This is a genomic window from Streptomyces sp. NPDC032472, from assembly GCF_040636955.1.
Classification (GTDB): Bacteria; Actinomycetota; Actinomycetes; order Streptomycetales; family Streptomycetaceae; genus Streptomyces.
This window is the reverse complement of the sequence record NZ_JBEZVK010000017.1, coordinates 1-13,398: the sequence shown is the minus strand read 5'-3', so window position 1 is coordinate 13,398 and position 13,398 is coordinate 1. Positions and strand designations below refer to the sequence as shown.

Sequence of the window (13,398 nt, the reverse complement as noted above, 5' to 3'; positions counted from 1 at the left end):
CACCCGGTGCGCCGCATCTGCACCGCTTGGGCCGCGCATCGACCCCCTTGACCAGGTCCGCACCACCCCCTTGACCACGTTCGAACTCGACCCCTTGACCAGGTTCGCCACCCGCAGGTTTCTCCTTGACGTGTGTCCTGAACATGGAAGGAAGTTGCATGTAGGAGCGATTTCTAGAAGTGATGCTGTGCGAGAGATGAAGGTTTGTGGCCCTTCGAAGCCGCCCTGCGGGGGGAGGCTTCAAACCGCCTCATGCTGCGTTAGCTGAAGACTGTCGTGGTGAGCGATGAGGAAAAGGCGTCGTAAGAGGCGTCAGGTGGGGACCGGAAAGACGAACGCAAGTGAATCGCTGCTGACGTGTCGTAAAGAAACCAGACGACATCGAAACCGGGGTGTGTCAAGAGCTCCGGGATGAGCCTGGCGGGTGCCCGTCTATTGGCCAGGTGGTGTCCGGCATGGAGGCGACGTGAGTCCGGTCTGCGGCTCTCGCATGGAACAGGAGAAGGCAGGCGCCGATACACCCCGACGTTCGTCGGGGGAGAGGGAGTGCCCCAAGCGGCGGACACCGCAAGGGGTTGAGTACCGACGCGGTGCCTGCTGGCAGACCGGCCCGTAGTAGTGATGAAGCCCCTGTAATGGGGGTGGAGCGAAGGGGCCGGGTCGTTCGTGACTGAGTTGATCACATCAACCAGGCGTCAGCCCGGGAGGAGTGCGATGGGCCAGTTGAAGTCTCAGATCAAGCCGTTTGATATCTCGAAGTGGGAAGTCAAGGAGGCGTGGGAGGAAGTCAAGGCCAACAAGGGCGCACCCGGCGTGGGTGGGCAGAGCATCGACGACTTCGAGAAAGACCTGAGGAACAACCTCTACAAGGTCTGGAATCGGATGTCCTCGGGCTCGTACTTCCCGCCGCCAGTGCGCGCGGTGGAGATCCCCAAGCCAAACGGAGGCGGCACGAGAATGCTCGGCATTCCCGCTGTCGCCGACCGTGTGGCCCAGACCGTTGTGGCCCGGCATCTGATGCGGCGGGTGGACCCTGTGTTCCATCCGGACAGCTATGGATATCGGCCCGGACGGTCCGCTTTGGACGCGGTGGAAAGGTGCCGGGAGCGCTGCTGGAAGCGGGACTGGGTGGTGGAGTTCGACATCACCAAGTTCTTCGACAGCGTGCCCTGGGACCTGCTGGTCAAGGCGGTGGAGGCTCACACCGATGCCGTTTGGGTGAACCTGTACGTGCGGCGGTGGCTTGCTGCCCCGCTCGTCATGCCCGACGGCTCCCTGCTGGAACGGGAACGTGGGACCCCGCAAGGGGCACCGGTGTCTCCCGTCCTGGCGAACTTGTTCCTGCACTACGCGTTCGACATCTGGATGGCGCGGGAGTTTCCGACCATCTGGTTCGAACGCTATGCGGACGATGCGGTGCTGCACTGCGTCACCGAGCGCCAGGCCCGCCAGGTGCTGGACGCGCTCAGGGACAGGCTGGTCGAAGTCGGGTTGCAGCTGCACCCGGACAAGACCCGGATCATCTACTGCAAGGACGACAAGCGACGAGGCTCCTACGAGCACACGTCGTTCACGTTCCTCGGGTACACGTTCCGGCCCAGGAAGAACCGGACTCGGCACGGCAGACAGTTCCTGTCGTTCGAGCCGGCCATCAGCAGGCAGGCCCTGACCCGGATCGGTCGCGAGGTGCGTTCCTGGCAACTGCACTACCGCACCGAAATCTCCTTCGCGGACCTCGCCCGCAGAATCAACCCTGTGGTCCGGGGCTGGATCAACTACTACGGCCGCTTCCGGCCGTGGGAGTTGCTGCCCTTCTTGATGCGCATCAACGCCTACCTGGTGCGCTGGATCCGCCGGAAGTACAAGCGGCTCGACGGCACGAAGAGGGCCCACGCCAAGCTCGTGGAGATCGCCAAGCGGTACCCACGGATGTTCGCTCACTGGAGCCTCTCCACCGACGCCTGCACGATCTGAAGATCAGAACGACAAGAGCCGTGTAACGGGAGACTTTTACGCACGGTTCTGTGAGAGCCGAGGGGTGAGATCCCCCTCGGCTACTCGATCAGGCTCGCTACATGCGACATACCGCCCATTCCGGCAGGGGAGAAATCTCTGTCCCAGCACGCTGAGAGACGACCCCGGGAAAATCCACTGCCGGACGAGGTACGCCGCTGGGAGACTTCGGGGATGACCACGCAGCGGCTTCCGTTCCCGGTCCCGGACGAAGGCGCCCACCACTTCGTCGGCCAGTACGCCGACATGCACAACCTCGTTGAGGACCTGGTCGTGCCCGCCGGTGTTCCCGAGTTCGCGGCGACGGTCCTGCGCACGGCCCGGGAGCTGCTGTGCCAGTCGTACTACTGCTGCGAGTTCTCCACCGTGGCGGTCATGCACTCCCTGATCGCGGTGGAGATCGTGCTGCGCGACCGCGTCCCGGGCGCGGGCAAGAAGCCGCTGCAGCAGCTCATCAAGCAGGGCGCCGAGACTGGCATCCTGACCGCCCGGCAGGCGGAGTACCTCGACTATGGTCGACAGATCCGCAACGGCATGGCGCACGGCAAGACCACGCACGCGGCGATGCCGCCGGCCATGGCGGTGCCGATGGTGACGACCTCGTTCGCGATCGTCTCCGAGCTTTGCGCCGCACCTGCCGAATGATCACGGCTCGGTAACGGCATTCAGGGGAGCGTCACACCGTCGACTTCCGCGACACCTCTAGCAAGTGACGGCGGGATTCCATCCGGTATCCCGCGACACCTGCGTGAGGAGCCTCGTCATGACGTACGCCAGCAGTGCCCGGCAGCCCGAGCCGGAGCCGCGCCCGACCTCAAGGGGTGCCGAGCGCCCTGCAGACGCTCCGGATTCCAGTGCCGCGTCCAGTGCCGTGAACGATTCCAACGTCGTGCCCATCACCGCAGATCACACCACCCGCCAGGGGGTCTCGCGGCGAGCCGACACCTCTCTCCCTTCCCCTGAGACACCAGCGAAGGGGAAGAAGTCCACTCCCACGGCCGGGAAGGTACGGGCCGATGCGCTGCGGATGCTGGGGTGCGTGCGGATAGCCACGGTCCGGCAGATGGCTCTGGTGATCACGGGGGAGGGGTCGGACGGCCGGTCGTACGTGCGCAGGGCGATGAAGGAACTGGCGGAGCTGGGGCTGGTGGAGACGAACGGCAAGGACGGCAAGCACCAGATCTGGAACCTCACCGTGGCGGGACAGAAGGCTCTGGCCGACGGCAACGAGCTGCCGGCACGCCCGAAGGCCGGCACCGGAGCGAAGGCCGTACGTGCCGGGTTCGGTCCGCACGCCGTCGCGGTGACCGACACGATCCTCGCCTACACCGACACCGTCCTCGGTGGGCGCCGGGAGTACCTGACCGACTGGCAGGTGGAGGTCAACCACGCCATCAAGGAGACCGGCCTGTCCTTCAACACTGACGCCGTCCTCGCCGTGCCGACCAAGACGAGCGAGGTCCGCCTCTTCGAACTCGACAACGGCACCATGTCCCAGGCCCGCCTCGCCAAGGAGGTCTGGGACTACGAGCGCTACGCCGGGCACCGCGTCTGGGAAGGAGCCCGCGGCACCATCGGCGGGACGTACCCGTTCTGGCAGCGCCACCGCTACACCCGCTCCACAAGCTTCCCACGGCTGCACGTCGTCCTGGCGGGCAAGGCGGAGCACCTGCTCGACAACCGCCTCCAGGCGCTCACCTCCGCCGTGCACGGCATCACCATCGCGGTGTGGGTGAACACCCTGCCCCGGCTCCAGCGCGGAGAGCCCTGGTACGAGATCGGCGTCGACGACCCGCACCGGCGCCGGGCCCGCTACCCCGAACCGGTCGGCCGCTGACCGGCGCTGGGCAAGCCCAAGGGGAGCCTGGGCAAGCCATCCCGAACACCGGCTTGCCCACCCCGGCCGGGGCTCGTCGGCAGGGCGGCATCGGTCACGGCCAGGGCGCGGCTGACCGATGACGGGTGACCGATGACCTATGACCGGTCACCGCCTCGGCCGGGAGTTGCATGGACCGGTCACGGCGCTGACGTGCTGTTTGACCGATCGCGGGAGACGGATCGGTCACGCCCGGCCCGCCGATCGGTCACGGGTTCCGCTGGGCAAGCCCTCGCCACGGAGGGCTTGCCCAGCGTCCGGGCCGCAGGGCGGGACGGTTCCCGAGCTCGTGGCGTCACCGTCTGGGAGGCGGTGGCCCGAGGCCGGCCGACGCCACCTCGCTGGCCGTAGACCAGAGCCATGAGCGAAGACAAGCAGGAAAGCCCATCCGACCCTGAGTTCCACGATCCCAGCGCCATGTGGCGCGCACTGACCCGACTTCACGCCACCCACCCCGAAGCGCCCGACCGCTTCCTTCCCTATGTGACGCCGGAGGTGCTGCTGTCTCTCACACGGCCGGAAGTCCTCTGGAGGGTTCGGGTGGAGCTGGCCGGCGGAGAGACCATGGCAGACCTGCACAACCTGGTAGCGGATTTGGTCCCTGCCCTGGAAACGGACGACAGGCGTGCTCTCTCCGGGGAGACGCTGGAAATCGTGGTGGGCACCCGGCACGAACTCACGCTGCACCCGGCCCACGTCCACGGCCTCACCCAGCTCCTGCGCCAGGCCGTCGGCACCATCGGGGCCCGCAGCACGCCCGGGGGCGGCCGGTGCTTCCACTGCGACGGCACCGGCCGTGCCCGCCCGCTGTGGGAGCCGGCAGTCGGGCAAGCCTGAGGAGACCCTGGGCAAGCCCTCCACGAAGAGGCTTGCCCAGGGACGGGGTTACGCCATCGCGGCGGCTACGGTCTCCAGGACGACGAGCTGCTCCGGGTCGACGGGGACGCCGTCGGACTGGCGCAGCGAGCGGAGCGTGGTGCCGTCGGCGCACAGCCTGCACAACCCGGCCAGAGGGAACGGGGTGGCGCCGATGAGGGTGTGCGAGGAGGAGCTGTCGTAGACGGGCCGGTAGCAGCCGGGGCACGGCAGGCAGTCATCGACTTCGTCCCCGGGCGGGGCGTCCGGGCCGAGTAGCGGCACGATCCGCCGGAGGTTCTCCCCGGCCTCGGCCCACTGTGCCATCGGCCGTTCCGCGGACCGCTCGAAGACGACGTCGTCGCTGTCCGGGCCTTCGCTGGTGCTGACCCGGGCCAGGGTGCCGACGCCTTCCTCGGGGTGGTTCGGGAGGAACGCCAGGACGGTCTTGGCGCCGGGCTCCTCGGTGACGCTGTAGATGTGTCCGCGCCCGGCCTTCATGGCCGTGCCCACCTCGGTCAGGCCCTGGCCGTCGTCGTCGTTGCGCAGGCGCAGCTGCCACGACGCCGGGGCGCCGTCGATGTCGGCGGGGGAGGAGGTGATCAGGATGCCGTTGCCGGACTGGCGGACGTCCAGGTGCACCATCCCCAGGACGGAGTGGAACGTTGTGCTGGACCACTCCGTGGACGGCCGGATGCTCTCGCGGCGCGGCTTGTGCTGCTTGTGACGTCCCATGCCCTGCCTCGCTGACGTGACCTTGTGCACGGGCCGGTCGGTCCGCTCCACCCCCAACCGGTCACCCGGCTGCCCAGGTACGCCGCAGGGCCGGCCTTCACCCGCCCGGCCCACCTGGGCAAGCCTCTCCGGCTGGAGGCCGCGTCGGCCCGCTGGAGGGTTGCACCGGAAGGGGGCTGGAGGGTTGTCTGCACGGTTGCACTAGGCGGGGGACCGAAGGTGTGACCGGGAGTGGGACCCCCCGAATCTGGTGATCTTGCATTCGTGCAGGTCAGAGGTCATGGGCAAGCCCCCTTCGCAGAACGACACCTCTTTGTCCGCGATAGCCGGACGAAGAGGTCTGTCCCGAGTCCGGGGGCCGGCGGCGGCAGGGGTAGATAGCAGACGGCCTGGCGGGTCAGCGGCTCCTGATGGTGCCGCGGACGAGGGCGTAGGGCATGACGCAGAAGGCGCCGAGGGTGACGGCGACGATCGCGGTGAGGAACAGCCAGTAGGAGAAGCCGTGGCCGTCGGAGGAGGCGAGGAGGTACCCGTACGTGAGGTGTCTGTAAGCACTTCTTTGGGCTCCACCGTGGCAGTGGTTTCTGGCCCCACTGATGTACCAAGTTGATTTGGCTCCACCCGGGGTGTTCCAGTGGCACCCACGAAAGGGAGGACCCACCCGCATGATGAACCCGCCGTCTGAGCGCACCCTCAACTACGCTGCCGACCTCACGCGCGAGGACGTCTGCGCCCTGGAGGCGTTCCTCAACGCACAGCTGGCGCGGATGTACGAGGAGGTCGGCGAGACCGGCGAGACCTCCTTCGCGATGGGGTCCCTGCTCATCCTGGTCAGCGACTCCGCCGGGCTCCTGGATGTGCTCCTCCGAGTGGAGGGCCCAGAGCCGTGGCAGCGGGCCGCAATCGTGCGCGAGTGGCAGCGGCTGCGCAGCACCGCCCACGCCTTCAACCACTGCGACGGCTACGACCACGACCGCTGGTGGAAGCAGGTGCCGCACTATGACACCGACGACGAGACCGCCGAGCAGGAGCGGATCCGCCGGTTCGCCGACGATGGGCCGTCCACCGAGACGACCGACGAAGACTCCGAGATCTGGTGCAGGACCAACCCGGGCCTGAGGCCCGCCGACCACCGCGGAAGGAACGGCGCCAAGGAGGCGCAGATTTAGCTGGCCATCAGGCTGGCTCTAGGCCGACCTTTTCAGTGCCTGGGTGATGGACTCATGGTCGCCTCGATACTCAGTTCTGCGTGATCGTTGCTTCGGGCAGCCTGCTCAATGCTGAAGATCTGGATGCATGCTGAGCGCCCCCAGCGCGGCAGCGAGGACTGTGGTCACGTTTGTAGCCGAAACGGATGCACCACCCTTCGAGGGATCTAGGAACCAACCACCGATCGCCCCACTAGGAAGCTGCTGGCGGGTCAGGAAGCGTGCGGCTGTGGCGACCGTGGGAGTCAGGGGAAGTTCGCCGACTGCTACGGTCCGCAACAGTTCCGCCAGCATCATGAGATCGTAGGAACGCGCGGCACAGGTTAGAAGTCCGTCGATAAGCGATGACGCCACTACAGCGCAAGGAAGCCCTGTGTCATTGAAGATATCTGCGACGATACCGACGGGCTCACGGCCCCGCTCGCTCCGGAGAGACATCAGGCGTTGTGCGGCTTGCAGGGGTGATTCACCTGCATCCTGACGCGCCGTTGCCGCGAGATGCTGAAGGTCTTCCGCGGGTACATGTGTGCCGACGACGAATTCCAGGGCTGCCGTGAACGCGCCTTGGCACTCTTGGTGCAAAGCAACTGCCTCTTCTCTTCCAATGGCGCAGGTTCCCATTATTTGCTGCGGAGGAAAAGAGGCTCTGCCGAGCATGATGGCGGACAGCATGCCGGCGACGTAGGTTGTATGGTATGTATGCAGAAATGCATATGACGCCTTCTCGATGGTTGGAAGATCGTCAAGTTGCTTGATTGAAAAACTCGGTGAGGTCAAGAAGCCAAGATGGTCCCAGGCATGCTCAAGTATCTTCCATGCCAAAACATGAGACGCAGTCCATGGGGCACCGAGGAGCTCGCGAGCCAGAACCAGCTCGCCCATCAAGTCGAAATTTTCTGTTTGTAGAACCCAAGCGGCAGCCGCATCGAGCGAGTTGCCGTAGGTCGCATGCGGGAAGTCCGCGGGTGCTGGATTACTGCCGAAATCAGTCACGAACATGGGAACATGCGTGAGTGCATAAACATCTGTTGCGAGCATGTGGATCGGATGTGCCTGACGTGTTGCTATAGACATGGGCATCAGATCGTCGAATGACAGCTCGGCTTCTGGGTGCAGAACCCCTGTCATCCAGCGCCGCTCCATTGCCCTGAAGTTGAGCCTCTCACTGCAGTCCAAGATGTTGCACGCGAGTGTGCTTTTCACGAGATGATCGAATTTTGGGTCGGGCAGTCCCAAGGCGTTAACGACGGCATGGCCAACGGCGAGGGTGAGTGCACCGTTTGGGTAGCGACGGATCAGCGCCTCGTTTCGAATGCTCCGCACTAGAGGACTCAGTGATCGAGAAAGCTCATCGATCAGAAACCGGACCCGCGGCCGTTCGCTGGCGTGCCGACCGGCGACGAGGGCGAGAATAGCCGTTTCGGCAATGACTTTGTCTGCGAGACTAACGAAGCTGTCGTCGTTGTCGCCCCAATATGAGCGATACCCTTCAATGCGGGCTAGGCTTTCATTCGCACACCGAAGTACCTCGACGAGACGGCCCTCCAGCACTTCTTCTGTTCGCCCGGTGACCTGCTCTCTCGGGCCGCCCCAAATCTCTGAAAGGGGCATGGAGTCCTGCGGAAAATCTTGGACGCGGTCCTGCGTCAGCCCGAGTATATGCAGCCTCTGAGGGTCGCTCACCGAGTCTGGGAACAAGTCTCGCTCTGAGTTCCAGACTGCGGTTAGATATCCTTCTTTGAACTCCTCACCGGGCATTCTCGCTCCTCCTAATTCCAACGCAGGTGGTCAATGAGGGCTGGGGCCGATTGCCCACCAGTGGTCCCAGACGTAAATTTCTCCTTGTATTGTGAGGTCCGCTTCTCCGGCGAGTGTGTCCTTCAGCGGACTAGTAAGGTCCTTGAGAGGTGCGTCGAGGTTGATGACACCCTTTTCACTGAGGCCTTCGACCATCTTCAAAACCTGCTCGATTGTCAGCTTCCCGTCGTCGGTCATATCTGGTTCGGCGTCAGACATACCGGCTTCGCTTTGACTGCGATATGCATCATCAGTCATGACTCACTCCAACTTGAATTGGCGTCAGACTGCACCCACTACTACTGGAGCCAACCAGCGAGGTGCGGCCAGATTGGCAAAATTCTGGGATAGCAAATTGACGAACAACCTGCTGGAACGTCAGCTTCCCGTCACGTGGGCTTCGGTTTGGCTGCCATGTACCTCGTCACTCACGGCTTCCGCCGGACTTTGGTGTACGGGGCCGCTGTGGAGCATGAAACCGCTTGCGCATCGAGCGCTGCAAAGTCAGGAGCGAAGCTCGATGTCTCCGGCGCTCCTCGACTTACATGACCTAAGGCAGCCAAACTGAGCGTTTAAGCCGTCGACACGCCTGTGTCACTACTTCTTTAGGGTACTTCCAGTGCCACGTCGTCGCATCTGCCCGGCCCGCAGCGTGGTCGCGTTAGGGCGGGAACGGACCGGCGAGACTCTGGAGCCGCACACAGAACGGTGTAGTGCGCAGGCCAGAGGCCCCGGACGCCGCACCTTCGACCCCGTTCGGCCCCGGGATAACGCCATGGCGACGTGCCCACGTTGGAGTGAATGCTGTGGGCCGTCCGCCTCGCGACGACAGGGTGTGGTCCGTCGTTCACGGTCATGTCGGGGCCGTGTCGTTCGGGTGCACGGTCATGTCGGGAGGCCGGGGTGGGTTCGTCGCGGGTCGAACTGTTTGCGAATATCCGCAGGGACAGGCGTCTTGATCCCTCGCTGTCGCAGCGCGCGTTGGCGGAGAGGTACAGCACTCACCGGCGGACGGTGAGGCAGGCGCTGCAGTCGGCGGTGCCGCCGCCGCGGAAGACGCCCAAGCGAGAACACCGGCCGAAGGCCGGTCTGGGGCCCGCGTTGCAGCTCCGTGTTGCACCGCCATCCGGTGCCAGGAGCGAGACGAAGGCCCCGGGGGTCACGACGCCCCGGGGCCTCCACTTCGCTGACCTCCCCGCTCAACGACGAGCCGGGCAACCTGTCACGCCCAGTCGACCCCCAGCTTCGCGAGGGCAGCGAGCTGGTCGGCGGTGAGCTTGTCGCGCCTGCTCTTGGTGTTGGAGACCCACACCCCCAGCTTCACGATCACAGGCTCCGCTTCGCCCTCGACCGCAACCTCCTCCCCGTGGGCGCGTGGGACCGGCCGGTGGGCGCCTTCCCGTTCCACCCACTGCGCAAGGGCCGCCAGGCCCCGCTGGAACGCCTGCTGTGCCTTGCTCGGCCCCTTCGCCGTACGCGCGGCCGCCGGGGCCGGAGGCGGCGCCTGAGCGGGCTCCACGCCCAGTGCGGTCAACCGCGCCTGCTGTTCGGGCAACAGCCGCGCCCAGGTGGCCGGCTGCTTCTGCTGCTGGAGCCACCGGCCGATGTCGTCGCCGTCCATCAGCACACCCGGGGCGATGTCGGGCAGCTGACCGTCGGCGTCGACCAGGTCCGTCAGGACCCGGAAGTGCCGCTGCCAGTCCAGCGGCCAGGGGCAGTTCCAGTCTTTGTCGATCGCGGTGAGCTGCGCGCCCCGGGTCGCTGCGGTGTTCTCGTCTTTCCCGAGTCCGTTCTTGGCGCCCTTGCGGCGGAGGTTGGCCATGTACTGGCCGATGGGCACCATCTCGTCGTCCTCGCCCCACATGGCGTCCTGCCGGGGCGCGAGGTGGCCGGTGGCCCGCCGGTAGGACCGGAGCACGGCGAGCTTGGCCTCCCACGCCTCCTCACCGGGCTCCCACACCATCCCGGCCTCCGGCGCGTCCAGCAGCGTCTTGCGATGCTCCTCGAGCTCCCCGGTGCGCAGGGCCTTGCGCTGCTGGTGCACCCACCTGCCGAGTGGGAACGCCTTGGTGACGCCGACTTCGACCTCGGTGTCGTACGGGACGGCGTGAAGTCCGGTGATCTCGTTCTCGGCCCGCCACCGGATGAGGGCCTGGTAGCCCTCCAGCCACACCAGCGACTCGGGCCGGTAGACGCGGGTGCGCAGGAACGCGGCGATGGTGGCGGCGTCCCGGGGGCTGGAGAAGTGCAGCAGCGCCGACTCGGCCGCCGCGTCGGTGCCGTCCTCCTGGTCCTCGCCCTCCCCGCCGGCCCCGACGATCCGCCCGTCCTCGTCCCGCCGGAGATGAACCTTGCGCTTGCCGCTCGTCAGAGCCCGGGAGGCGAGCTGCTCGACCAGACGGTCGTCATGAGAGCGCAGGCCCTGGAGGACCGCTACAAGAGGGCGGAAGCTGGCGCTGGCGACCATGTCGGTGGGGTCCTCGCCCGGCTCCAGAAACACGGGAACGATGATCCGCGCGATCTTCGTGGAGCCGTCCTTGTTGAGCCGCAGGGCCCGGCCGATGTTCTGGACGATCTCGACCTGGGAGCCGCGGGTGTCGGCGAAGCAGATCGCTTCCACGCCCCGCTCACCCGTGATGTCGACGCCTTCCCCGAGGACACGGACGGAGGCGAGGAACGCGCGGTGTACGCGCCGGTTGTTGACGTCGATGCCGTTGGCGAACTGTCGCAGGACCTCGCGGCGCTCGGTGACGAGGTGGTCGCCGCACAGCCATGCCGACCACACCCGGTCGGGCGGGACGTGACGGCCGGCTTCCAGCTCGTAGAACTCCGCCTCGATCGACGACTTCGGCAGCCTCTCCGCGGCCGCCAGATCGGCGTCGGAGGCGTCGTTGACGTACAGCTCGGCGGCAGTCTCGGGCAGCTTCTCCGCGAACGCGGCCGCCTCCTCGACTTTCTGGTGGAAGGTCATGACCGTACGCAGGTTGTACGCCGCGGCGTGCTCCAGGAGCGCGGCCTGCAGCAGCGCCAGGCGCCGGCCCCGCTGCGCTTCCTCGGACTCGCCGAGGACGGGGGAGGGGTCGCGGATCTCCAGGACGTCGATCTCGAACCCGGCGAGGATCCCCCGCTCGATCGCCTCGCTCAGCCCGAGCTCGGCCAGCCACGCCCCGTAGGTGCCCTCCGGGTCGTCGGCCATGCTCGCGATCTCCGGCTCCTGCCCCTCCGCGCCCTTCTGAGGCGCGGCCGCGGCCAGGATGCGCGGTGTCGCAGTCAGGTAGAGCCGGAAGTCCGCCGGGATCCTGCCGTTGTCGTGGATGGCGGCCCAGGGGCGTCCGAGGTCGCCGGCAGTGCCGTGGGCCTCGTCGACGATCGCGAGGTCGAAGCCCGCCATCTGCTGCCCGTAGAGCCGCTCCCCGCCCGCCAGAGCGGCCTCCAGCGGCCCGCGAACCTTCCGCTGTCCCTCGGGTGCTTCGAGGTCCTCGCGGTCCACCAGGGAGGCGTACGTGGCGAACACGACGACCGGCCCCGACCCGGCCCACAGCGCCAGCTGGATGGGGTTGGTGGTGGTGCGGACCCTGAGCTCGTTCAGCACCGGGTCGTTCTCCAGCGAGCACACTGCGACCATCGGGGCCCGGTGGCCCACCAGGCGCCACGCCTGGGCGGTCTGGGCGAGCAGGTCCAGGGTCGGGACCGTCACCAGGATTCGGCCCCCGGGGAGGCATTCCAGCGCGCTCGCGGCGGCTGTGATCGTCTTCCCGGACCCGGTCGCTGACACGATGGTGCCTCGGGCACCTTGCAGGGGCACGGATGATCTTGCAGGGAATCCGACCCATTTCCGGAATGCAGATTTCTGGTCCATCTGGTGTTCTCGGAGCTGGATCAAAAGAATTCTCCCGGCTGGGGAAGGACCTGCTCGACGGAGACGATCCGGTATTCGCCGCTCTCGTTGGATCCGCCCTGGCGGCTGAACCAGCGCTGGGCGTGCTCGACTGCGGCGGCTTCCGAGCCGGCGAAATAGTGGCGGACCAGGTGCTGCTCTCCCGCGGGGGCGGCAGCCGGGCGTGCTGTGATCCGGTAGACGCGGTGCCGCAGCATCTCGATGGGGGCCCGACCGTCGGGCTGCCCGGCATCGGCACAGTCCTTCTCAACGCGCTGCAGCCGCTCTTCGTCGTAGCGGACTGCGCGCCGGTCTTCCGTGGGCTTGTACACGGACATCCGCTGCTCAGCCATCACACGGGCGATCCGCCGCCATTGGTTGTGCTGGAAGGAGGCGATCCACGCCTCGCTCAGGACGTGTGGTTCATCCGGCCCAGCGCTCGCGAGAGCCTCGCGCCTCGCAGCGAGACGTACGCGCTCCATGACCTGGATCAGGTCCAGGCCCGCCGCTTGGCCCAGGACATCGAGGCGAGCCAGTTCATAGGGAAGATATTCGTAGACAAGCATCCGCGAAGCCTCACTCGGAGCACCTGGATGGTGTGGCTCTATTTCTCCAATAGTACATGCTGCATCAGCTGATGCAGCTGCCCCGCCAGAGCCAGCTAGGACGAGACGCGAACATCCCCACCCGCACCCTTCCACTCCAACGGCGACCGTGCGCGCCAGTGGAGGACACTGTCACCCGGTCACATAGACTGCGGGTACCGCGGCGGGGGCTGTAGCGCAGAGGTTGACGCGACCTTCTCGACAAGAGGGGATGACGCCGGTTCGAATCCGGCCTGTTCCCCGCCGTGCGTATGCAACTTACTACCCACCACCCAGCCCCACTCTTCCGCCGCTGGCCGCCCGCGGAGCGGGCTGGCCCTGGAGGCAGAGCCGAAAGGGCAGCGCCCCGCGCGCCCCCTTCGCGGGCCCGGTCGGCGGCCCGCCGGGCACCCTCGACGAGGGCCACGACGCCGTCGTCACCGTCCATCTGCC

The 13,398-nt window shown here is 66.4% G+C and carries 11 protein-coding genes; 5 read left to right on the top strand and 6 right to left on the bottom strand.

Annotated elements, in window-relative coordinates; translation table 11 throughout:
• Positions 1-714 precede the first annotated feature (714 nt).
• The 4 genes from ltrA (at position 715) to AB0F11_RS13540 (ending at position 4,726) form a co-directional block, all read left to right on the top strand.
• A complete protein-coding gene (gene ltrA, locus AB0F11_RS13555) occupies positions 715-1,974 on the top strand; it encodes a group II intron reverse transcriptase/maturase (RefSeq protein ID WP_362171966.1) in 1,260 nt (419 codons plus the stop codon).
• A gap of 213 nt (positions 1,975-2,187) precedes the next feature.
• Positions 2,188-2,658: a hypothetical protein gene (locus tag AB0F11_RS13550; protein ID WP_362171963.1), complete on the top strand. Its 471-nt coding sequence runs from the start codon at positions 2,188-2,190 to the stop codon at positions 2,656-2,658.
• A gap of 118 nt (positions 2,659-2,776) precedes the next feature.
• Positions 2,777-3,850 carry a replication-relaxation family protein gene (locus AB0F11_RS13545; protein WP_362171960.1) on the top strand — a complete coding sequence of 358 codons (1,074 nt, stop codon included), beginning with the start codon at positions 2,777-2,779 and terminating at the stop codon, positions 3,848-3,850.
• Positions 3,851-4,249: 399 nt separating this feature from the next.
• Positions 4,250-4,726 (top strand): hypothetical protein, encoded by a 477-nt coding sequence (locus tag AB0F11_RS13540; RefSeq protein ID WP_359230715.1) that lies wholly within the window; start codon positions 4,250-4,252, stop codon positions 4,724-4,726.
• A 48-nt stretch (positions 4,727-4,774) separates the two neighbouring features.
• Here the strand turns inward: AB0F11_RS13540 and AB0F11_RS13535 are convergent, their stop codons facing one another.
• A complete protein-coding gene (locus AB0F11_RS13535) occupies positions 4,775-5,479 on the bottom strand; it encodes a hypothetical protein (RefSeq protein WP_362171957.1) in 705 nt (234 codons plus the stop codon).
• Between the two features lie 397 nt (positions 5,480-5,876).
• Positions 5,877-6,140, bottom strand: a complete 264-nt coding sequence (locus AB0F11_RS13530; RefSeq protein ID WP_362171954.1) for a hypothetical protein — start codon at positions 6,138-6,140, stop codon at positions 5,877-5,879.
• 4 nt (positions 6,141-6,144) lie between these two features.
• Between AB0F11_RS13530 and AB0F11_RS13525 the strand changes: the two genes are divergently transcribed.
• The gene (locus tag AB0F11_RS13525) at positions 6,145-6,648 is read left to right on the top strand and encodes a hypothetical protein (protein ID WP_362171951.1); all 504 of its coding nucleotides are present in this window, start codon (positions 6,145-6,147) and stop codon (positions 6,646-6,648) included.
• A gap of 105 nt (positions 6,649-6,753) precedes the next feature.
• On the opposite strand, the gene AB0F11_RS13520 is transcribed toward AB0F11_RS13525, so the two are convergent.
• From AB0F11_RS13520 to AB0F11_RS13505, 4 genes are all read right to left on the bottom strand, one after another.
• On the bottom strand, positions 6,754-8,445 hold the full coding sequence (locus AB0F11_RS13520; protein ID WP_362171949.1) for a hypothetical protein: 1,692 nt from the start codon (positions 8,443-8,445) through the stop codon (positions 6,754-6,756).
• 30 nt (positions 8,446-8,475) lie between these two features.
• Positions 8,476-8,742, bottom strand: coding sequence for a hypothetical protein (locus AB0F11_RS13515; RefSeq protein WP_362171946.1), 267 nt, complete (start codon positions 8,740-8,742; stop codon positions 8,476-8,478).
• 964 nt (positions 8,743-9,706) lie between these two features.
• The gene (locus AB0F11_RS13510) at positions 9,707-12,343 is read right to left on the bottom strand and encodes a Helicase associated domain protein (RefSeq protein WP_362171943.1); all 2,637 of its coding nucleotides are present in this window, start codon (positions 12,341-12,343) and stop codon (positions 9,707-9,709) included.
• A 20-nt stretch (positions 12,344-12,363) separates the two neighbouring features.
• Positions 12,364-12,927, bottom strand: a complete 564-nt coding sequence (locus AB0F11_RS13505; RefSeq protein ID WP_362171940.1) for a hypothetical protein — start codon at positions 12,925-12,927, stop codon at positions 12,364-12,366.
• Positions 12,928-13,398: the final 471 nt, after the last annotated feature.